At 42.7% G+C, this 22,374-nt stretch carries 19 protein-coding genes and 3 tRNA genes; 3 read left to right on the top strand and 19 right to left on the bottom strand.

The window, feature by feature from the left end; all coding sequences use genetic code 11:
* The first annotated feature begins 131 nt into the window (after positions 1-131).
* Positions 132-1,349: a D-alanyl-D-alanine carboxypeptidase family protein gene (locus DXA60_RS08925; RefSeq protein WP_117920921.1), complete on the top strand. Its 1,218-nt coding sequence runs from the start codon at positions 132-134 to the stop codon at positions 1,347-1,349.
* A gap of 52 nt (positions 1,350-1,401) precedes the next feature.
* Here DXA60_RS08925 and cls read toward each other — a convergent pair whose 3' ends face one another.
* Together cls and DXA60_RS08935 are read right to left on the bottom strand one after the other, a co-directional pair.
* Complete coding sequence (gene cls / locus DXA60_RS08930; RefSeq protein WP_117920922.1) at positions 1,402-2,937, bottom strand: cardiolipin synthase; 1,536 nt, start codon at positions 2,935-2,937, stop codon at positions 1,402-1,404.
* Between the two features lie 91 nt (positions 2,938-3,028).
* Positions 3,029-3,949 carry a S8 family peptidase gene (locus tag DXA60_RS08935; protein ID WP_117920923.1) on the bottom strand — a complete coding sequence of 307 codons (921 nt, stop codon included), beginning with the start codon at positions 3,947-3,949 and terminating at the stop codon, positions 3,029-3,031.
* 208 nt (positions 3,950-4,157) lie between these two features.
* Here DXA60_RS08935 and DXA60_RS08940 point away from each other — a divergent pair, with 208 nt between their 5' ends.
* The gene (locus tag DXA60_RS08940; RefSeq protein WP_117920924.1) at positions 4,158-5,681 is read left to right on the top strand and encodes a DUF1538 domain-containing protein; all 1,524 of its coding nucleotides are present in this window, start codon (positions 4,158-4,160) and stop codon (positions 5,679-5,681) included.
* Between the two features lie 2 nt (positions 5,682-5,683).
* The gene (locus tag DXA60_RS08945; protein ID WP_117920925.1) at positions 5,684-6,379 is read left to right on the top strand and encodes a hypothetical protein; all 696 of its coding nucleotides are present in this window, start codon (positions 5,684-5,686) and stop codon (positions 6,377-6,379) included.
* Positions 6,380-6,543: 164 nt separating this feature from the next.
* On the opposite strand, the gene DXA60_RS08950 is transcribed toward DXA60_RS08945, so the two are convergent.
* From DXA60_RS08950 to galE, 17 genes are all read right to left on the bottom strand, one after another.
* Positions 6,544-8,637: a polyribonucleotide nucleotidyltransferase gene (locus DXA60_RS08950; protein ID WP_117920926.1), complete on the bottom strand. Its 2,094-nt coding sequence runs from the start codon at positions 8,635-8,637 to the stop codon at positions 6,544-6,546.
* Between the two features lie 262 nt (positions 8,638-8,899).
* Entirely contained in the window at positions 8,900-9,166 is a 267-nt protein-coding gene (gene rpsO / locus DXA60_RS08955; protein ID WP_006858056.1) for a 30S ribosomal protein S15, read from the bottom strand.
* A 151-nt stretch (positions 9,167-9,317) separates the two neighbouring features.
* The gene (locus tag DXA60_RS08960; protein ID WP_117920927.1) at positions 9,318-10,523 is read right to left on the bottom strand and encodes a C40 family peptidase; all 1,206 of its coding nucleotides are present in this window, start codon (positions 10,521-10,523) and stop codon (positions 9,318-9,320) included.
* Positions 10,524-10,631: 108 nt separating this feature from the next.
* A complete protein-coding gene (locus DXA60_RS08965) occupies positions 10,632-11,561 on the bottom strand; it encodes a bifunctional riboflavin kinase/FAD synthetase (RefSeq protein ID WP_117920928.1) in 930 nt (309 codons plus the stop codon).
* Positions 11,558-12,493 carry a tRNA pseudouridine(55) synthase TruB gene (gene truB, locus DXA60_RS08970; RefSeq protein WP_117920929.1) on the bottom strand — a complete coding sequence of 312 codons (936 nt, stop codon included), beginning with the start codon at positions 12,491-12,493 and terminating at the stop codon, positions 11,558-11,560. The genes DXA60_RS08965 and truB overlap by 4 nt, the downstream gene beginning before the upstream one ends.
* A 14-nt stretch (positions 12,494-12,507) precedes the next feature.
* Positions 12,508-13,461 (bottom strand): DHH family phosphoesterase, encoded by a 954-nt coding sequence (locus DXA60_RS08975; RefSeq protein WP_186898828.1) that lies wholly within the window; start codon positions 13,459-13,461, stop codon positions 12,508-12,510.
* 38 nt (positions 13,462-13,499) lie between these two features.
* Positions 13,500-13,895: a 30S ribosome-binding factor RbfA gene (gene rbfA / locus DXA60_RS08980; protein WP_117920931.1), complete on the bottom strand. Its 396-nt coding sequence runs from the start codon at positions 13,893-13,895 to the stop codon at positions 13,500-13,502.
* Between the two features lie 12 nt (positions 13,896-13,907).
* Positions 13,908-16,847, bottom strand: a complete 2,940-nt coding sequence (infB, locus tag DXA60_RS08985; RefSeq protein WP_117920932.1) for a translation initiation factor IF-2 — start codon at positions 16,845-16,847, stop codon at positions 13,908-13,910.
* Positions 16,848-16,852: 5 nt separating this feature from the next.
* Positions 16,853-17,161 carry a L7Ae/L30e/S12e/Gadd45 family ribosomal protein gene (locus DXA60_RS08990; RefSeq protein WP_117920933.1) on the bottom strand — a complete coding sequence of 103 codons (309 nt, stop codon included), beginning with the start codon at positions 17,159-17,161 and terminating at the stop codon, positions 16,853-16,855.
* A gap of 10 nt (positions 17,162-17,171) precedes the next feature.
* Positions 17,172-17,462, bottom strand: a complete 291-nt coding sequence (gene rnpM / locus DXA60_RS08995) for an RNase P modulator RnpM (protein WP_006858061.1) — start codon at positions 17,460-17,462, stop codon at positions 17,172-17,174.
* 15 nt (positions 17,463-17,477) lie between these two features.
* Positions 17,478-18,686 carry a transcription termination factor NusA gene (nusA, locus tag DXA60_RS09000; protein ID WP_117920934.1) on the bottom strand — a complete coding sequence of 403 codons (1,209 nt, stop codon included), beginning with the start codon at positions 18,684-18,686 and terminating at the stop codon, positions 17,478-17,480.
* Between the two features lie 85 nt (positions 18,687-18,771).
* Complete coding sequence (rimP, locus tag DXA60_RS09005) at positions 18,772-19,239, bottom strand: ribosome maturation factor RimP (RefSeq protein ID WP_117920935.1); 468 nt, start codon at positions 19,237-19,239, stop codon at positions 18,772-18,774.
* A gap of 281 nt (positions 19,240-19,520) precedes the next feature.
* Positions 19,521-19,592 (bottom strand) — tRNA-Glu (locus DXA60_RS09010).
* Positions 19,593-19,626: 34 nt separating this feature from the next.
* Positions 19,627-19,698: transfer RNA gene (locus DXA60_RS09015), tRNA-Glu, on the bottom strand.
* A 34-nt stretch (positions 19,699-19,732) separates the two neighbouring features.
* A tRNA-Glu gene (locus DXA60_RS09020) sits at positions 19,733-19,804 on the bottom strand.
* A 128-nt stretch (positions 19,805-19,932) separates the two neighbouring features.
* Positions 19,933-21,006: an NAD(P)H-dependent flavin oxidoreductase gene (locus DXA60_RS09025; RefSeq protein ID WP_117920936.1), complete on the bottom strand. Its 1,074-nt coding sequence runs from the start codon at positions 21,004-21,006 to the stop codon at positions 19,933-19,935.
* 170 nt (positions 21,007-21,176) lie between these two features.
* Positions 21,177-22,193, bottom strand: coding sequence for a UDP-glucose 4-epimerase GalE (gene galE / locus DXA60_RS09030; protein ID WP_117920937.1), 1,017 nt, complete (start codon positions 22,191-22,193; stop codon positions 21,177-21,179).
* Positions 22,194-22,374 lie beyond the last annotated feature (181 nt).

Raw genomic sequence — 22,374 nt, forward strand, 5'->3', positions numbered from 1 at the left:
TATGTAACACCCTCTCATTCCACAAATAATGATTTTACCGTGGATTCCTGTAAAATTCAAGATTTTTATGCATAATGTACATCCCGTACTCCTAAAATAAATTATAACAGAACCCTACGGAGGGCATATTTTTGAAATTTGTGGTTTCCTTTCTGCTTAGTCTTAATCTTTTTATGCAAAGCACATTATTTCCTGTATCTTCCTGTTTCACTCCGGGCACAGCAGACTCTATCTCATTTAGCTCTAATACAGAAACTGTACCGGCTGCTGATTTAAATATTTCCGCACCAAGTGCAATTTTAATGGAGGCATCTACCGGAGCCATTGTCTATGAAAAAAACTCCCACGAATCGAGACATCCGGCAAGCGTCACCAAGATCATGACTCTGCTTTTGATTTTTGATGCTCTTTCCTCAAAACAGATTTCTTTCGATGATACTGTGACTGTCTCCGAGCACGCAGCCAGCATGGGAGGTTCACAGGTATTTTTAGAACCAGGCGAAACACAGACCGTCGATACGATGATCAAATGCATCAGTGTCGCAAGTGCGAACGATGCCTGTGTTGCCATGGCAGAACATATTGCCGGCTCAGAGTCAGAATTTGTCCGCATGATGAATGAACGTGCCAAAGGGCTCGGCATGAATGATACCACATTTATCAACTGTTGTGGTTTAGACGCCGATGGGCATATGACCAGTGCAAACGATATTGCCTTAATGTCACGCGAACTGATCACAAAATATCCGAAAATCCACGATTACTGTACGATCTGGATGGAAAATATCACCCACACTACTGCAAAAGGTTCCTCTGAGTTTGGGCTGACCAACACCAATAAACTGATCAAGCATTACCAGTACGCCACCGGTCTGAAAACCGGATTTACCAATACTGCCATGTACTGTATTTCTGCAACTGCAAAAAAAGACGGCATGGAACTGATTGCTGTCATCATGGGTGCACCCGATATCAAGTCCCGCTCTGCTGATGCTACATCACTGTTAAATTACGGATTTGGGAAATGCAGGATCTACTGTGACAATCATGAAGATAAACTAGACGCCCTTCCGGTAGAAAAAGGCCTTGCTGATTCTGTCGGCATCATCTACCAAAGACCTTTTCAGTATATGACAACAGATGGAAGTGATCTTTCCGGCATTACCAAAAGCATAGAACTGCCAGAAAGTGTGACAGCGCCTGTAAAAAAAGGCGGCACTGCCGGAAAAGCGGTGTATTTCCTGAACGGAACACCCATCGGCAGTGTCAGTATCGTATATACAGATACAGTTAATGCTGCAGAATATAAAGATTATTTTTGCCGCACCCTCCTGTACTTTGTTCCATGAGACATTTCAAACGATGTACATTATATATTTTTTCCAGTCCCATCATCATATGCTACAGCAATGGTGCAAACAGACGCATCAGACTTTGCACCATACGTACCGGAAGTTTTCTCTCCCTGCAGAATGCAACGTCCATCTCCTCTGACTCAGCAAATGTCTTAAGGCAGTCTTCTTTTACCTGCATGACTGCCTTAGACTGATACATAAATACACCACATTCAAAATGTAAAAACAGACTCCGGTAGTCAAGGTTCACACTGCCGACTGTTGCAATTTCATCATCACAGACAAAACATTTTGCATGGATAAATCCTGGTGTATATTGAAAGATCCTTACACCATTTTTTAAAAGCGGTTCATAATATGACTGTGTCAGAAGATAAACTGCTTTTTTATCCGGCACTCCCGGTGTCACAATTCTTACATCCACACCGCTCTTTGCCGCATTAGAAAGGCAGATCAGCATCTCATGGTCTATGATCAGATACGGTGTGAAAATGTATACATATTTTTTTGCACGGCTTATGATATTTAAATAAATATTTTCTCCGACATTTTCATTATCCAGAGGACTGTCTCCATATGGCTGCACAAACCCATCCGAATCAGTTTTTTTCTGCTGATATACCGATGGCAGAAACCTGCTGTAATCTTCTGTGGAACGATTAATATAGTTCCACATTTCAAGGAACATTGCCGTAAGACTCCAGACAGCCTCTCCCTCAATCCTGACTCCGGTATCTTTCCAGTAGCCAAATCTCTGTACTTTGTTGATGTATTCGTCTGCAAGGTTGATTCCACCTGTAAATCCGATATAACCGTCCACCACAAAAATCTTTCTGTGATCACGGTTGTTCATCACCACAGAGATCAACGGTTTAAATGGGTTAAATGTCACGCAGGGGATTCCTCTCTCCTGCAGCTTCTTATAATATCCAAAGGAAATAGAATTGATACTGCCGACATCATCATAGATAAATCGCACATCCACTCCTGCTTTTGCCTTTTCTTCCAGAATATCCAGGATTGTATTAAACATATACCCTTCCTCGATGATAAAATATTCGAGAAAAATAAAATGTTCTGCACCACGCAATGCCTCTAACATATCCGGGAACATTTCTTCCCCGCATCTGTAATATTTCGTCTGTGTATTCTGGTATAAAGGGAAGCCTGCCCATTTATCAATATAAGATGACTGCAGATATGCCGACCGGCTTTCTTTTTCCAATTTCTCTTCTGCTGCGGTATCTCTCTGAAACAAGGCTTCTACCTGTCGGTTAACTGCATCCATTCTCTCTCTGGTATGTTTTGTCAGACCTGATCTTCCAAACAACAGATATACCATAAGTCCGAAAACCGGTGAAAGCAGTATCAAAAATGTCCACGAAAGTTTATTCGCCGGATTTGTCCATTTATTGACGATGACAAGTACGACAATAATCGCGATCACACGTACGAGCAGATTGACATATGTGAACTTGTAGCTAAGCTGCCACAATACAACACATAACCATAACACCTGTAAAATGATCGCCATGGCTACTACAAAAAATCTTCCAAATATGAGATGTAATATTTTCTTCATACAAAACTCCATTTCTGCGCTGTTTTTTAATAAAATAAAGTTTTATTTCATCGCAGGCATGTGCTTATTGTAATAATTTTCCGTTCAAAAGTCAACGGACGAGATAATCCACATGTATCATTCCCCAGCCGGTTTTTCCAAGCTGCGTGCTTCGCGGATATGCTCTCTCATAAAGGCGAAGTTTCATTTCTGCCGGAGTAAACGATGGATATTTTTCAAATGCCAGCGCAAGTGCCCCTGATACAACTGGTGCTGCCATAGAAGTCCCGCTTTTTACCTGATATCCCATTGCATCCCTGCTGCAGCTCGTAATCCCAGTTCCCGGCGCAAGAATCTCCGGTTTGACAATGCAGCATGCAGTCGGTCCTCTGCCACTATATCCTGTTTTTAAAACTTTTCTCCCATGGTCACTGGTATCATCATCACTGCTTCCGACGGTCAGTACTTTTCTTGAAATACCCGGTATCGTCACAGTATTTTCTTTCGGTCCGTTGTTTCCTGCAGCAGCAACCACCATGATTCCCTCATCCCACAATTCATCGATCGCATGTAACAGTTTTCTCTGCTCTTCCACACCTGCTCCAGGCAGCATTCCAACGGATATATTTAATATTCTGATATGATGCAGTTTTCTGTTTGCTTTCACCCAGTTTACAGCATCAAGAACCTTTTTGGTATTTCCATTTCCATTTTCGTCTAATACTTTTAACATGATGATCTTACATCTTGGTGCAACGCCACTGTATCTGCGGACGTTATGTGCAGTACCTTTCACATACTGTTCCGACATTTTTCCATTTCCTGCAATGATCCCAGAAACATGCGTCCCATGCCCATTATCGTCATACATTTCATTTCTTCCATTACAAAAATCCTTAAAATATATAATCCTGTCTTCAAAATCCGGATGTGGGACAATGCCGGTATCCATCACTGCGACCGTAATATTCTGCCCGCTAAGTCCTGATCTGTATGCATAATCTGTGTGAATGATCTTCTTAACCCGATCCATAGCAGCCCCCTTCTATTAAAAAACTTCCATATTATTATATGAAAAAGTATCCTTTCTGCTAAAAAATGATAAGAAAATGTTAATTTTTTCTGAAAATTCAGAAGAATGTTTGACAGCCGGAATGTTTTTTCTTAAAATAAATAATAGTTAATTAGTGAACTATTATGGTTTGCTTTAAAAATAAAAAAGAAAGTAGTGTGATGCCATCTTGAACAAAAAACTCAAAGAAAAATTTGACGAATCCGTAAACGCGGTTCTCCCGATCACTGTGATCGTACTTCTGCTCTCTATTTTTGTCGTCCCCATGGAAACAGGTACGATTGCCCTCTTCCTAGTCGGTGCATTTATGTTGATCATTGGTATGGCTTTTTTCCAGCTCGGTGCAGAAACTGCCATGACTCCTCTCGGCGAAGGCGTTGGTTCTTCCATTATGAAAACAAGAAAACTTCCTATTTTAATCAGTGTTTGTTTTCTAATGGGTATTATCATTACTCTTGCAGAACCGGATCTTCAGGTTCTCGCAAATCAGGTTCCTTCTATTCCAAACAATACTCTGATCTTTACGGTTGCACTTGGTGTCGGTGTATTTCTGGTAATCGCCGTACTCCGTATTCTTTTCCGGATCAGTCTTCCAGTCCTGTTGTGCATTTTTTATATTGCGCTGTTTCTTCTTTCTTTTGCGGCACCTGCTGATTTTATCGCAGTCGCATTTGATTCCGGCGGTGTGACAACAGGTCCTATGACAGTTCCTTTTATCATGGCGATCGGTGTTGGACTCTCCGCCACCAGAAATGATAAAAATGGTTCAAGCGACAGTTTCGGACTGATCTCTTTTTGCAGCATCGGTCCGGTTTTGATGGTTCTGCTGCTTGGCATCTTTTATCATCCAACCGGTGCCGCTTACAATGAAACAACAATTCCTGACGTGATCACCATGCAGGATGTAATCCGCGAATTTGTACATATGGTACCGGATTACGCCAAAGAAGTACTTCTGTCCATTCTTCCGGTACTTTTTGTTTTTTTGATTTTCCAGCTTATTTCCAGGCGTTATCACCGCCCGCAGATGATCAAGATGATCATCGGTTTTCTCTACACGATCATCGGTCTGATTCTTTTCTTAACCGGTGTAAATGTCGGATTTGCGCCTGTCGGAAGTCTTCTTGGAAGCAGTCTTGCCGGACAGCCATGGAAATGGATCCTGATTCCGATCGGTGCTCTGATCGGTTATTATATCGTAAAAGCTGAGCCTGCCGTTCAGGTACTGAACCGCCAGGTTGAAGATGTCACAAACGGTTCTATTTCAAGAGACACTATGAATTTAAGTCTGTCGATCGGTGTATCCGCCTCAGTTGCGCTTGCTCTGCTGCGTGTTCTTACCGGTTTAAATATTTACTGGCTTTTAATCCCCGGCTATCTGATCGCACTGATTCTGACACGATTTGTACCCAGAGTATTTGTCGGTATTGCATTTGACTCAGGTGGAGTTGCAAGTGGTCCTATGACTTCCACTTTCCTGCTTCCTCTCGCCATGGGTGCCTGTACTGCAATCGGAGGCAATGTCGTAACAGACGCTTTTGGTGTTGTCGCCATGGTTGCCATGGCACCACTCATTGCAGTTCAGGTTATGGGAGTTTCTTATAATATCAAATTAAAGAAAGCAAGTACCCCTGCCGCTGCACTCATTGGAATTGACGACAATGAGATTCTGGATTTTGAGGAGGAATTTTAACGATGCAGGAACAGAAAAAAAGAGAGGCTTACCGTTGTCTTGTAATTATTACAGATTCCCATATCCGGGAACGATTATGTGAATTTTTAGCAGATTCCCATATACCGGTCTACTATCAGATGCATGGAATCGGCACAGCCAGCTCGGAATGGCTGGAATTATGTGGTCTTGGAAGCATCCAGAAAAGTATTACACTCTGTTTTATTCCAAATGAGCGCAAGAAAATTCTGCTTGCTGAGATGAATCAGGCATTAAGTCTTCATAAGAAAGGAACCGGTATTGCCGTAAGTATTCCAATGAACGGCATGCAGGGTTTTCTCTATAAACTTTTAAATGAACATACAGCAGAATCAGACAGAGACGATGTTGAAAAGGAAGTGAAAAAAATGAGCGAAACAATTACACATGCCATGATACTTGTAACGATCAATCAGGGATACAGTGATGCTGTCATGAATACCGCACGCGCTGCCGGTGCAACCGGAGGCACAATTCTAAAAGGTCTGCGCTGCAGCCCCGGAAAATCAGCCGTCATTTTCGGTATCACGATCCAGGAAGAACAGGAAATTGTCGCAATCGTTGTTCCAAAAGATAAAAAAACCGAGATCATGCAGGCAATCAGTTCTGCTCATGGCATGGACTCTCCTGCACACGGCGTCGCTTTTTCCCTGCCGGTGGATGGAATTATGGGATTATAATGTCAATGATACATTCCGTCATGGTTATCTGCTATTCAATCGCCGGTATTTGAATATAGTTACAAAAAGAACTGCGTGTTTTCAGATCAACACGCAGTTCTTTTTTCAGGTCTGTATACCAAAATATACAGACCATTTGCAATTTTCAAATTGTCTATCTTTTCTTATGCCTCTGCCGGAACATCCTTCATAGAAAAGCTGATGCGTCCCATCTTATCTTTTCCAAGGCATACAACTTTAACCTTATCTCCTAATGTCAGGACATCTTCTACACGGTTGATACGCTCTTTGGAAATTTTGGAAATATGAACCATTCCCTCTTTACCCGGAGCAAACTCAATGAATGCACCAAACTCTTTGATGCTTACAACCGTACCGGTAAAAATCTGTCCCTCAGCAAAGTCAGTCGTGATGATCTTGATCATCTCGATTGCTTTATTCATCATCTCAGCATCTGTACCGCATACAGAAACTGCACCGTCATCCGTGATATCGATCTTAACACCAGTGCGGTCGATGATCTCGTTGATTGTCTTGCCTCTCTGTCCGACTACATCACCAATCTTGTCCGGATTGATCTGAATCTGAACGATCTTCGGTGCATACGCACTTACTTCTTTTCTCGGCTCTTCGATCGCTTTTGACATAACCTCATCCATGATGTAGATTCTTGCCTCTCTTGCACGGCTGATCGCTTCCTCAACGATCGGTCTTGTAAGACCATGAATCTTGATATCCATCTGGATCGCAGTGATACCTTTGTGCGTACCGGTTACTTTAAAGTCCATATCCCCGAAGAAATCTTCAAGTCCCTGGATATCAGTAAGAACAAGATAATCATCATCTGTATCACCGGTAACAAGACCACAGGAAATACCTGCAACCATTGCTTTAAGCGGAACGCCTGCTGCCATTAATGACATACAGGATGCACAGGTAGAAGCCATGGAAGTAGATCCGTTTGACTCAAATGTCTCGGATACAGCACGAATTGCATACGGGAACTCTTCCTCAGAAGGAAGTACAGCCATAAGTGCTTTCTCTGCTAATGCACCATGACCGATCTCACGACGTCCCGGTCCACGTGAAACCTTTGTCTCACCTACAGAATATGCAGGGAAGTTATACTGATGGATATATCTCTTTGTTGTAATATTCTCATCTAATCCGTCAATCTTCTGTACTTCAGAAAGTGGAGCTAATGTAACAACATCACAGATCTGTGTCTGTCCACGGGTAAACATTGCAGAACCATGAACTCTTGGAATCAGGTCAACCTCTGCTGCAAGTGGACGGATCTGATTGATTGCACGGCCATCCGGACGTTTATGATCTTTTAAGATCATCTTACGGACAGTCTTCTTCTGATACTGGTAAACAGCCTCACCGAGCACTGCTAACCATTCTTCGTTATCTGCAAATGCCTCAGCAAGTTTATCTGTAATCTCACGGATATTCTCTTCACGTTTCTGCTTTTCATCGGTAAATACAGCTTCTTCCATCTGCTCCGGTGTTACGATTTCTTTCATTGCAGCAAACATTTCTTCCGGAATTGCACAGCTTGTGTACTCATGTTTTGGCTTGCCTACTTCTTCTACGATATGATTGATAAACGCAATGATCGTCTGGTTTACATCATGACATTTATAGATTGCCTCGATCATTTTCTTTTCCGGGATCTCATTCGCACCGGCCTCGATCATGATGACTTTCTCTGATGTAGATGCAACCGTAAGCTGTAAATCACCGGTATCCCATACTTTCTGGGACGGATTGATGATAAACTCGCCATCTACCATACCCATCTGTGTCATAGCACAAGGACCTGCAAATGGGATGTCAGAAATGGTAACTGCAAGTGCAGAACCGATCATTGCTACAACTTCCGGACGGCACTCTGTGTCAACAGACATAACCATGTTGTTGATGGTAACGTCATTACGGTAATCTTTCGGGAACAGCGGACGCATTGGACGGTCAATAACACGAGAAGTCAGGATCGCATTCTCAGATGCTTTTCCCTCTCTCTTATTGAAGCCTCCAGGGATCTTTCCAACTGCATACATCTTCTCCTCATACTCAACACTGAGCGGGAAGAAATCAACGCCATCTCTCGGCTTGTCCGATGCGGTAGCTGTAGATAAGACAGTTGTCTCGCCGTATTTTAATAATGCAGCACCATTTGCCTGGGCACACACTCTGCCGATATCAACAGTCAATGTTCTGCCGGCAAGTTCCATTGAAAAACTTTTATACATTCGTTTTCTCCTTTTCTCTGTGGAGACAGAAGCACCGAAACTACTGAAAAATACACGACTTTTCATACATTTTTCAGTGGTCTCGGAAATATACTTCTGCCTGTAATCCGTCTTTGGAAAGAATCTTTTTGGGGACCCTTTCTTATTTAACTGAAAATCGAGTGGAGTATATCTCCACTCGATAAAACCGCATGGAACAGATTCCATACGGTATCCATACAAGCCAGCCTCCATGCGGAAGCGGCTCTGTATGGAGAAGATCTTATTTTCTAAGACCTAAACGCTCAATTAAGGAACGATATCTTTCGATATCAACTTTCTTTAAGTATGCCAGTAAACCACGTCTCTGACCAACCATCTTTAAAAGACCACGTCTTGAATGATAGTCGTTTTTGTTCTCAGCAAGATGAGCATTCAATTCCTCGATACGTGCTGTTAAGATAGCGATCTGTACTTCCGGTGAACCTGTATCTCCCGGTGTTCTGCCATACTCTGCGATAATTGCCTGTTTCTTTTCCTTTGCGATCATTTTATGATCCTCCTTTTCTTATTAAACGCCCATTCCGGCTGTGCCGGGATATGATACTCAGTAAAAGGTCGGAGTGTCCATCTACCGAATATGGGCTAAACTCATACTTCGTTATTATAACATGGGTTCATCCTGTTGTAAATGCCTAAATTTAATTATTGATCACACGCACTACTTTAACCGGCGTTCTGTAATATGCTCCGGAAATCTTGATACCGGACTTTGGAGAACTTGCATGTACCACACGACCTCCGCCAATATAAATAGCCACATGATTGATACTGCTGCCATTGCCATAGAAGAAAAGATCTCCCGGCTGTGCGTCCGACGCAGCAATCTTTGTTCCACAGTTTGCCTGTGCCTTAGAAGAATGCGGAAGTGAAATACCATAATTAGCAAATACACTTAATACAAATCCGGAGCAGTCTGCCCCTCTTGTAAGACTTGTTCCTCCCCAGACATATGGGTTTCCAACAAACTGTGTAGCATAGGAAACAAGTGATACGCGCACATCCGATACACCCTGTCCATAACGAACTTCTGTCATGGTCTGTGCTTTCGGCAGTTCCGTTGCTATACTGACATAATCAGATGAAACATATCCCTCATCACTGTCAACATTGATCTTTACCCAGCCGTCAAGAACTTCAAGTACCTCAAGTTCTTCTCCTTCCGGCATCATGGTGATAACATGACTGTCTGTATTTGCCTCATCACGGACATAAAGTGTTGTCGTTGTCACGGTCGCAACAGTCTGCTTTACCTCCTGTGCTTTTGCGATCGCAGCTTCCCCGGTCAGAAGATATTCTGATTTTACATATCCTTTTACTTTTCCTGACTCGATCTGCGTCCACTCACCGTCTGTTCCAATAATTTCACATCCTGCATTATTTGGCAGTTTGCCAACAATCTCTGCCTCTGTTCCAGGTACTTCACGGACATTGATATTACCGTCCGCCTGTGCAATGCCAAGGTTCGTATAGCCAAATTCGCCTGCTGCTTCTGCAAGTGCTTTTTCTTTATCCTCTTCCTGCGTCTCTTCCTCCTGACCGGATGCGGTCACATCACGGTCTGACTCCGAAACACTGACCATATCTGCAGCCGTAACAGAAAGATAATCTGACATTGCATCCGTAACACCAGAAGTCACCTTTGCATCCGTCATTGCATAATTTCCAATCTGTCCGCCCAATGTGGAAGAAACTCCGGCAGATACCTCATTTTCCTGTAAAGATGTGCTTTCTGCCATCACTGCACGTCCATCTTTTGAACCTGACTTTTCATCAATATAAGCTACTGAAAATATAAGAGAACCAGCTGCAAGGAGTCCGGCTGCCTTAACCCATTTTGCTTTCATATCCGTACCTTTCCAAATATTCCAAAATACCTTATTTATTCAATACTGCTCAAGTATAGCAGTCATTTTTTACAATGTCAACATATTTATGTAATATTTTCGTAATATTTAGGTTTCATTTTTCCCAAACCATGCCCTTGCATATGCAATGTTATTCTGCATTTCCTCTTTCAGAGCCTCAATGGATGGAAATTTCCGTTCCTCACGTACTCTGGTCAGGAACTCTACCGTTACAACTTTTCCATAAAGATCTCCTGCAAAATCCAGAAGATGGGTTTCAACTCCGATCGGATTTTTTCCTTCAATCGTCGGTTTTACACCAACATTCGTAACACCACGGTAACACCTGTCAGCGAGCCGTACTTCAGTCACGTATACACCGCTCTCCGGAAGAAGTTTTTCTTCCGGCGGGATCTGATTGATCGTCGGGATTCCAAGTTTAGTGCTGCCTAAATGTCTCCCATGAAGGATCTCTCCTGTCACAAAATAGTGGTATCCCAGCAGGTGATTCGCTTTCTCGATATTGCCTTTTGCAATCTCTTCCCGGACAAATGTACTGCTGATATCTCTCTTATCTTCCTGCATCTTGTCAATGACAAGCACCTCATAACCATACTTGTCCGACAGATCTTTCAGCATGTGATAATCGCCTCTGCGGTTGTGTCCAAAATGAAAATCTGAACCAACCACAAAACATTTCACATGGAGCTGGTGTACAATCTTTGCTATAAAATCTTCCGGTTCCATGCACATGATTTCTTTTGTAAACGGACACTCAACCAGATAATCAATCCCAATCTGTTCAAAGATATGCATTTTTTCTTCATTAGTCGTCAAAACTTTCGCTTCAACCTGTTCCACACTTTTCCGCGGTGGAATATTAAAGGTAAATATGACCGCAGCAAGTCCATCTTCTTTCTTAGCAGCAAGATGTTCCATCAGAAGTTCATGTCCTCTGTGTATTCCATCAAATTTTCCAAGCGAAAGTACCGTTGGTTCTTCTATATAAAATTCGGTTGTATTTTTCAGATATTTCATGCTTCCATAAACAGTTTTACCGGTTTATAATCCCCCTGTATATCTGAGTACTCATAAATTCCGATAAAACGCCCTTCCTCATCATAAATACGGATCGGCTGCTGTTCCCATTTACTCTGATAGGAAACAAACATGTCTTTTTTTATCCGGTTTCCGTTATATAACAGTTTGTTCCATTCTCTGCAGATCACCGCTTTTTTATACTGTAAAAATACGGAATCAACTGTATAAATAAAGTCAAACATCCCTGCTTCCCACTGCTCCGGTGCTGTCTGTCCTACTGCTTTTTTGACACGCTCCTCAATCTCTGAGAGCCGCAATGCATCCTGTACACAAAACTCAGATACTTTTGTCCGCAAAAGTGATTCCATACATGCTCCACAGGAAAGTTTTTCACCGATATCCTGACATAACGTTCTGATATAAGTTCCTTTCGAACAGCGCACACGCATGCAGACTCTCGGCAGTTCCATTTTGATGATCTCTATCGAATAAATCTGAACCGGTCTCGCCTGACGTTCCACAGTTACACCGCTTCTTGCCAGATCACACAGCTTCTTGCCGTTTACTTTTAATGCAGAATACATTGGAGGCACCTGCATGTAGTCTCCCGCAAAAGAAAGAACCGCTTCTTTTACCTGTTCTTCACTTACTTCTACCGGATGTTCCTCTAAAACAGTTCCGGTGACGTCCTGCGTATCTGTCACTTTTCCAAGCAGCATCACAGCAACGTATTCTTTATTTTTATCCGTCAAAAGGTCGCAGACTTTTGTCGCCTTACCAAGACACACAGGAAGCACTCCCTCCGCATCCGGATCGAGTGTCCCTGTGTGTCCGATTTTCCTTGTTTTTAAAATGCCTCTTAATTTTGCGACCACATCAAAGGATGTATATCCTTTTTCTTTGTATACATTGATAATTCCGTTAATCATAAATTTCCCCAAAATCAATCTGTGATCTGTTCTTTAATATCTGCAATGATTTCATTCAGCCGTACATCCGGATCTCCTGTCACAGAAAAACCGGCTGCCCTGACATGCCCGCCACCACCGTATTTTGCAGCGATCTTTGCAACATCCACATAACTTGCAGACCGGGTGCTGACTTTATAATTTTCCTCATCTGTCTGGTATAAAAATACTGCCACTTCCACATCTTTTGTCACGCGGAGCTGACTGACGATTCCATCTAAATGTTTCGGCAATACGTCATATTCTTTCATTTCTTCCGCAGTAATGATGCTTGAAATGCATTTTCCATCCAGATGCAGCTTACTTTTGACTAACGCAAGTCCCATAATACGGTTCTGCTCATAAGTCTTCGTAAAAAATGTCTGATCCACGATCTTCGGGAAATCTATTCCCAGTCCCATCAGAACACCTGCTGCTTCCATCGTTTTTGCCGATGTGCAGGAGTACTGGAACACACCGGTATCATGAATGATCCCGGTATAAATGCACTCTGCGATTTCCTTATTCAGCCGTTCTCTCGGAATCAGTTCAAATACAAGCTCTGATGTAGAACTTGCCTGCGGGAAAATATAATTTTCATCTGCAAAGCTCTGATTGCTGATATGATGATCGATACATGCTGTTTTTTTCGCATGTTCAAAATATTTTGCCGCATCCCCAAGTCTTCCGAGATCACCACAGTCCTGTGCGATAAACAGGTCATAACTTGTATCCGCAGTACAGTCGCTTATGATCTTATCTGAATTTTTCATAAACTTGAAAATATTGGGAATCGGCTGCAGATACAGGCTGACTTCTATCTGTGGATAATAGGTTGTGATATAATTATAAGTTGCAAGGCAGGAACCGACACAGTCTCCATCCGGTCTTACATGGCCTGCAATGGCAACTGTTTTCACTCCCTGGAAAAGTTCATCAAGACTTTTCATTTTCTCCTCCATCCCCAAATACACATGATCTGTGCATCTTAATCATTGTTTGTATCTGTTTCTTCCTCGTTATCATCTCTGATATCTTTTGTAACCTCATCAATCATCTTAGACATTTTTACGCCATACTCGATTGACTGGTCTAATACAAAACGGATCTCCGGTGTATTGCGCAGATTGACTGTTTTTGCAAGTTTGCTGCGGATAAATCCCTCCGCGCTCTTTAATCCTGCCAGCGTTTTTGCCTGGGATTCCTCATCTCCTAAAACGCTGATATATGCTTTGCATGTCTTTAAATCCGGTGCAACTTCCACTGCAACAACACTTGTCAGCGGATTGATCCGCGGGTCTTTGATCTCCCCGCGGATAATATTGGAAAGTTCACGCTGCACTTCACCATTGATCCTGGTATTTTTAATACTGTTTTTTCTCATATCAATCCTCTTTTAGCGCGGTACCTCAACCATTGTATACGCTTCTACGATATCTAATTCCTGGAAATCTCCAAAGCCTTCAAATACAAGACCGCACTCAAATCCTGCTTTTACTTCTTTCACATCATCTTTAAATCTCTTTAAGGAAGCTAAATCACCCTCAAAGATCTGCTCACCCTCACGGGAGATACGAACTTTACATCCTCTCTGGAACATACCATCAAGCACATAAGAACCTGCAATATTGCCGACTCCGGAAGCCTTGAAGATCTGACGGATCTCTGCGTGGCCTAAGACTTTCTCCTCGTATACCGGGTCTAACATTCCCTTCATTGCTGCCTCTACATCCTCGATCGCATTGTAGATGACTTTATAGAGACGGATATCTACATTTTCTTTATCTGCAGTAAGTTTTGCAGTCGGATCCGGACGAACGTTAAATCCGATGATGATCGCATTCGATGCAGATGCAAGGCTGACATCAGACTCGTTGATCGCACCAACACCACCATGAATGACTTTTACAACTACTTCTTCGTTCGACAGTTTTACAAGACTCTGTTTTACTGCCTCCACAGAACCCTGTACATCGGCTTTTACGATGATATCGAGTTCTTTGACATTTCCGGACTGGATCTGTGAAAACAGATCGTCTAAGGACATCTTTGCTTTTGTATCTTCGATCAGACGATTCTTGCCCTCGGAAATATAGGTCTCTGCAAATGCTCTTGCTTCTTTCTCAGTATCCATTGCAACGAATGTCTCGCCTGCTTCCGGAACAGAAGATAAACCTAAAATCTCAACCGGCATGGAAGGACCAGCCTCTTTGACACGTCTTCCCTGATCATCGATCATCGCACGGACTTTACCATAGCAGCTTCCACATGCTACCGGCTGACCAACTTTTAAAGTACCTTTCTGTACCAGAACAGTTGCAACAGCACCGCGTCCTTTATCAAGCTGTGCTTCGATGACAAGACCTCTTGCATTACGCTTTGGATTTGCTTTTAACTCAAGCACTTCTGCTGTTAAAAGAATCATCTCAAGCAGGTTGTCGATACCCTCTTTTGTATGTGCGGATACCGGACAGAAGATCGTGCTTCCACCCCAGTCTTCCGGAATAAGCTCATATTCGGATAACTCCTGTTTTACACGCTCGATGTTTGCACTTGGTTTATCGATCTTGTTGATTGCAACAATGATCTCAACACCTGCTGCCTTTGCATGGTTGATCGCCTCTACAGTCTGTGGCATAACACCATCATCTGCTGCTACAACTAAGATTGCAATATCAGTAGAATTTGCACCACGCATACGCATTGCGGTAAATGCCTCATGTCCCGGTGTATCTAAGAATGTAATATTCTGTCCATTGATAGATACCACAGACGCACCGATATGCTGTGTGATACCGCCCGCTTCTCTGTCTGTCACACGGGTAGAACGGATTGCATCCAGTAAAGATGTTTTACCATGGTCAACGTGACCCATAACACAGACAACTGGTGGACGTGCTACTAAAGTATCTTCCGGATCATCTTCCTCTTTTAAGAGTTCAGCGATCACATCGACTTTTTCCTCCGGTTCACAGATACAGTTAAACTCTAATGCGATTTCTTCTGCCTGCTCGTAATCTACTTCCTGATTCACAGTAACCATTGTTCCTTTTAAGAACAGCTTCTTTACGATGACAGATGGCTGTACTTTCATCTTGTCAGCTAATTCTCTGATCGTAAGTTTCTCTGGGAGAACAAGTGTACGGATCGCATCCTCTTCCGGCTGCTGTTTTGGCTGCTGCTGCGGTTTCTTCTTGCCGCCATTCTTCTCAAGATTGATAAAACGTTCCTGTTTCTTTCCGCCAAGTGCATCATAATCATTACGCTGTCTTGCGTTTTTGTTTCTGTCTTTATCACGCTCTCTCGATTCTTTTCCTCTTAATTCTTCCGGTGCTGCTGCCGCTGCCTCTTTATTGAAACGGTCGATCTCACGGTCAAGTCTGCCACCACCGTTATTTCCGCCACGGAAGCCATTGTTTCTGTTATTATTTCTGTCGCCCTGACCCTGTCCCGGTCTGCCATTGTTCTGGTATGGACGCTGTCCGTCATTTCTTCCGTTTCTGTCACCGTATGGACGCTGTGGTCTGTCACCATTGTTTCTCTGGTTTCTTCCGTCTCCCTGTGGACGGCGCTGACCATTGTTATTACGGTCGCGTCTGTCATTATTATTTCCCTGACGACGATCATTATTCTGCGGACGGTATTCCGGATTCTGTGCATATACATTTTCTCTCGGAGTCTGTACCTGTACAGTCTCAACCGGTTTTTTCGGTTCTTCAGCTGCCGGTTTAGCATCTCTCTGTGCCTTTAACTCTGCTGCTTTTGCTGCTGCAAGACGTTCTGCCTCTTCTGCTGCCTTTGCAGCCTCCGGGTTGATTGCACGCTCAAATGCTTTTCTCACATCATAACCGGATGTCGGTCTTGCCTGCGCATTGCCACGGTTCTGGTTCTGTCCCTGCGGACGGCGTTCACCATTACCCGGACGTCTGTCGCCATTGCCCGGACGTCTGTTGTTATTACCACCGCGGTTATTGCCCTGTTTACTGTACTGTGCATTGAATACAGCAGTAATGCTTGATTTTTTCTTCGGACGCTGCTCTGCATTTTCTGCTGATTTTGTCTGTTCATTTGCCTGCTGTTTCTGTACCGGTTTATTTTCTGGTGCAGCCGCCTTATTATCTGCCGGTTTATTTTCCGGTGCATTTTCTTTGTTCTGCGCCTTTTTCTCCGGTGCAGCAGATTTCCCGAACTTCTTTCTCACAATCTCCTGTGCCGGATCATCCACATTGCTTGAAGCTGCTTTTACTGCATATTCTGTCGTATTTAATGTCTCTATAATCTGTTTACTCTCTATTCCTAATTCTTTTGCAAGGTCATATACTCTCATTTTTGCCATTTATCTTAATTCCTCCCACTATTCAGTTGTGATTGTTGTTTCAGTCTCTCTTCTATCGAGTGCGACAGTCCCTCGTTCGTGACTGCAAGCGACGCACGAAATTCTTTTCCAATGAAATGCCCAAGCATTTCTTTATCTGAATATTCATACATTGGCACCTGATAAAACTCTGTCATATTGCGAAACATTTTCTTTGTATTGTCTGACGCATCCTGTGCAACGATGACAAGGTATGCCCTGCCCTCTTTTACTGCCTTTTCCGTAGAAAATTCTCCGCTCGCCACACTGCCGGCCTTTGCGGCAATTCCTAGCATAGATAACACTCTATCTGGTTTCAAGCTGTTCCATCTCCTTTGTCAGCGTTTCATATACATCTTTTGGGATCGGCATTTTAAATGATCGTTCTAACCCTTTATTCTTTATCGCCATTGCAAGACATTCACGGTTCGGACAGATATAAGCACCTCTTCCGTTCTTTCTTCCAGTCGCATCTAAAATGATCTCCGTTTCCCCTTCTTCCGTCGGCGCTGTTTTGATCACACGGATCATATCTCTTTTGGCTTTCATTTCATGACAGCCGACACACTGCCTCATCGGAATCTTTTTATTTGACATTCTTCTTAATACCTCTTATTCTCTGTCCTCTCCGTCAGCTTCAACATTGTTTTCTTCTGTTCCGTCAGCCTCATAGCTGTCTTCTGCCGGTGCGCTGCCGTCTTCGTAATCCTCATAGGACTCGCCGTCCTCATCGTAATACTCATCTTCCTCGTAATCATTCTCATAATCAAGGAAGTCACCGGACTCTCTCGCCTGTGTCTCACTCTTAATGTCGATCTTGAATCCTGTCAGACGTGCTGCAAGTCTTGCATTCTGTCCTTCTTTACCGATTGCAAGAGAAAGCTGGTAATCCGGTACAACAACTTTCGCTGATTTTTCTTCAGCATCTGCAATAACGGAAATAACTTTTGCCGGACTTAATGCATTTTCGATCATCATTGCCGGATTCTCATTCCAGGTAATGATATCAATTTTCTCACCGCGCAGCTCACCAACGATTGCATTAACTCTGGCACCGTTCATACCAACACATGCGCCAACCGGATCAACATCCGGATCATTGGACCATACTGCGATCTTTGTTCTGCTTCCTGCTTCACGGGCGATTGCTTTGATCTCAACGATACCCTCGCGGACTTCAGCAACCTCAGATTCAAACAGACGTTTTACAAGTTCCGGATGTGTTCTTGATACTAATACCTTTGGTCCCTTTGAAGTAGCCTTAACTTCCAGAATGTACACTTTGATACGTTCTGTCGGCTGGAACACCTCACCTTTCACCTGTTCATTTTCTGTTAAGATCGCATCAACTCTTCCTAAATTAATGCTGACATTTCTTCCAATGTAGCGCTGTACCACACCGGTCACAACATCTTTTTCCATGCTGTAATACTGATCATATAAAACCTTACGCTCTTCCTCACGGATTTTCTGTAAGATCACATTCTTTGCATTCTGTGTTGCAATACGGCCAAATTCTTTAGACTGCACCTCAATATTGACAACATCGCCGATCTCGTATTTGGAATTGATCATTTTAGCATTGACCAGACTGATCTGCTCTACCGGATCTTCTACATTTTCAACAACTGTTTTTTCCTGAAACACATGGAACTCACAGGTTTCCGGATCAATCGATACCTTTACATTATCAGATGTACCGAAATGATTCTTGCATGCTGTAACAAGAGAATTTTCAATCGCCTCAAGCAATGTATCCTTGCTGATATTCTTCTCCTGTTCCAATATATTTAACGCTTCTAACAACTCATTATTACTCATTTTAAAATCCTCCTTGTTTTGCGGAGCAAAATGCGACTGCCTCTGCAGGAGCAGAGGATTTTCCTCCTTTAGTTTTATTGAATCTTTAAAAATCAAATGCCAGACGGATCAGCGCAATATCGCTTTTTTCAAACGTCATTTCCGTCTCATCCTCTGTCTTTATTGTCACGGTATTTTCATCATATGCAGATAAAATACCATAAAATTCCTTTTCACGGTTAATCGCACGGTATGTTCGTATCTCTACTTCTTTTCCCATGCTGCGGACATAATCCTTTTCTTTTTTTAACGGTCTTCCAAGTCCCGGAGAGCTGACCTCAAAAACATAAGAATCTTCAACGAAATCTTCTTTATCTAAAATCTCGTTCATCTCCCGCGCCACTGCCTCACAGTCATTTACGGTAATGCCGCCTTCCTTATCGATATAGGCTCTCAAGTACCAGGTACCGCCTTCCTTTACATACTCCACATCGACCAGCTCAAAATTCATGCGGTCCAAGATCGGAGTAATCAGTTCTTCGGTGCGCGTTTCGTATGTTTCACGTTTTGACATGTGTACACCTTCTTTCTTCCATATTCAGTTTTCCTTTTGCCAGATTCTTTCACTCATCAGAATACATGGCTCCTAAACGTGAATTGAGAGAGGGCTTTCGTCCTCTCTCAATCAAGTCATCGTGTTATCATTTATTACTGTAACACTTTCCTTTCTAAAATGCAAGCCTTTTGCGGGATTTCAATGAAATTTCCTATTACATAAAAAAATTGCCAATACACCATCTGGTATACTGACAACTTCCGGGTTGGGCTGTTTATCTCTTTCGAAATAACAGTGAGTAGCTCGTAGGGGAATCGAACCCCTGTTTCCGCCGTGAGAGGGCGGCGTCTTAACCGCTTGACCAACGGGCCACAAATATTTGATTATCTCTGTTATAAAACAGAATAGCTCGTAGGGGAATCGAACCCCTGTTTCCGCCGTGAGAGGGCGGCGTCTTAACCGCTTGACCAACGGGCCACAAATATTTGATTATCTCTGTTATAAAACAGAATAGCTCGTAGGGGAATCGAACCCCTGTTTCCGCCGTGAGAGGGCGGCGTCTTAACCGCTTGACCAACGAGCCGAACTGATACTTATTATAGCATGCTTTTTTTTATTTGCAAGTCTTTTTTTGAACTTTTTTTATTTTTTTAAAAATATGAACAATTTACACAATTCTGTGTCATATTTTTTCCTGTTTTCATGGCATATTTACACCTTTTCATACATTAAATCCTCTATTACTTCCTTAACCGTCGAAATCCGTTCTATTTTTCCAACATTTGAACCGCAAAATACAAGCCCGTTTTCGATATCTCCATGTACGGCACGGATCAATGCCTGTGTAATGCAGTATGGAATCTGCGCAGGTTTGCAGTTTTTAATGCAATGATAACAGCGTTCCACCCGCTGTGCCGTATTTTCTGTTTTCTGGACAAACGCATTATTTAATGCACGTCCTGGCATGCCGACCGGACTTTTGATAATTTTTACGCCCGACTCTTCTGCTGTCACATAAGCATTCTTATATTCTAAAGACGCATCACATTCTTTTGTTGCAACAAATCTTGTCGCTGCCTGAATGCCATCTGCCCCAAGTTCCTTGATTTGTTTCGCATCGGCTGCATCCCAGATTCCACCTGCCGCAAAAACAGGGATCTGTTTATGGTATTTCTCCTCATACTGTTTCTTTTCTTCCATGATCGCAGTCAGTTCTTCCGCAAAACGGATTTTGGGAATGTCCTCAAGCTGTTCTCTTGAAAATCCCAGATGACCGCCTGCTTCTGGTCCCTCAGCAACAATAAAATCTGCTGTTCTGCCGTATTTCTTATCCCAGGTTTTTAAGATCAGGGACGCAGCACGCCTTGATGATACAATGGGTGCGATCTTTGCCTTCCCTGCTTCCACCAGTTCCGGCAGGTCTATTGGAAGCCCTGCTCCACAGATCACAGCATCTGCCCCCGCACGCACTGCTTCTTTTACATGTTCTCTGTACTGCTGTAATGCAACCATGACATTCACTGCCACCATTCCTCTTCCAGCAGACAATTCTTTTGCCCTGGCAATATGTTTCCGGATACCGCGCAGATTACATTCTTCTTCATTTCCCACAAAATCAGGTTCTTCAAATCCGATCTGTGCTGTGGAGATCACTCCCATACCTCCCTCCGCCGCAACTGCACCTGCCAGACCGCTTAAACTCACACCAACTCCCATGCCTCCCTGTATCAGCGGCAGGCTCAGATTCCATCCCTCAAAACTGTTCATCGAAAAAATTGGTTTCATAATATCCCTCTCTATTATATATAGTTTTTATTACTATGTATTATAGTAGCATTTAATATATATCATGTCAATGGCAACCATATTATTATTTATAAAGAAAAATACCCTGCTCTGCCGCATCGGCATTACAGGGTATTTTCCATCTTCTGTTATATAGTCTGTCTTACAGATTATTCGTCATATCCATTCGGATTATTCTTCTGCCATCTCCAGGAATCTTCACACATTTCCTTGATACCATACTGTGCCTTCCAGCCAAGCTCACGCTCCGCTTTTGAAGGATCGCAATAGCATGTTGCGATATCTCCTGCACGTCTTGGTTTGATTGCGTATGGAATCTTTACGCCGGTTGCAGCTTCGAAGTTTTTCACAATATCAAGTACGCTGTAACCATGACCAGTTCCAAGGTTATAGATTGCAAGACCACAGTTCTCATCAATCTTCTTCAATGCCTTTACATGACCAAGTGCAAGATCAACGACATGAATATAATCTCTGACACCAGTTCCATCCGGTGTATCATAATCATTGCCAAATACACCAAGTTCTTTTAATTTTCCAACTGCCACCTGTGTGATATACGGCATCAGATTGTTCGGGATACCATTCGGGTTTTCTCCCATTGTTCCGCTCTTATGGGCACCGATCGGGTTAAAGTAACGAAGTAAAATAACATTCCACTCCGGATCAGCTTTCTGGATATCCATCAGTACCTGCTCTAACATGGATTTTGTCCAGCCATAAGGATTGGTACACTGACCTTTCGGGCAGTTCTCTGTGATCGGGATTTCAGCCGGATCACCATATACCGTTGCTGAAGATGAGAAAATAATGTTCTTGCAGTTATGCTGGCGCATTACATCTACCAGAGTTAATGTTCCTGAAATATTGTTGTTGTAATATTCCCAAGGTTTCTGTACAGACTCACCAACAGCCTTTAATCCTGCAAAATGAATGCAGCTGTCAATTTTCTCTTTCTTAAAGATCTCATTTAAGATCTCACGGTCTAAAATATCTCCTTTATAGAAAGTTACATCTTTTCCTGTGATTGCTTTTACACGCTCTAATGATTTCTCAGATGCATTTACCAGATTGTCAAGAACAACAACCTCATAACCTGCATTTAATAATTCTACACATGTGTGACTTCCAATAAATCCGGCACCGCCGGTAACTAAAATTGCCATAGTTTTCTTCCACCTTTCCATAACAAGTCTTTTTATTTACCTTCAACGTTATGGGTACATCTTACCCCATTCTGATGAAAATGTATAGCCAAAAATGTACAAATAATATGTAAAAATGTTGCATATTAGTATGGCAGCCAGTATACTTATATTTATAAAATACACTGGCAGTTAATTACCA

It is taken from the genome of Roseburia sp. OF03-24 (assembly GCF_003463035.1).
Taxonomy (GTDB): Bacteria; Bacillota; Clostridia; order Lachnospirales; family Lachnospiraceae; genus Roseburia; species Roseburia rectibacter.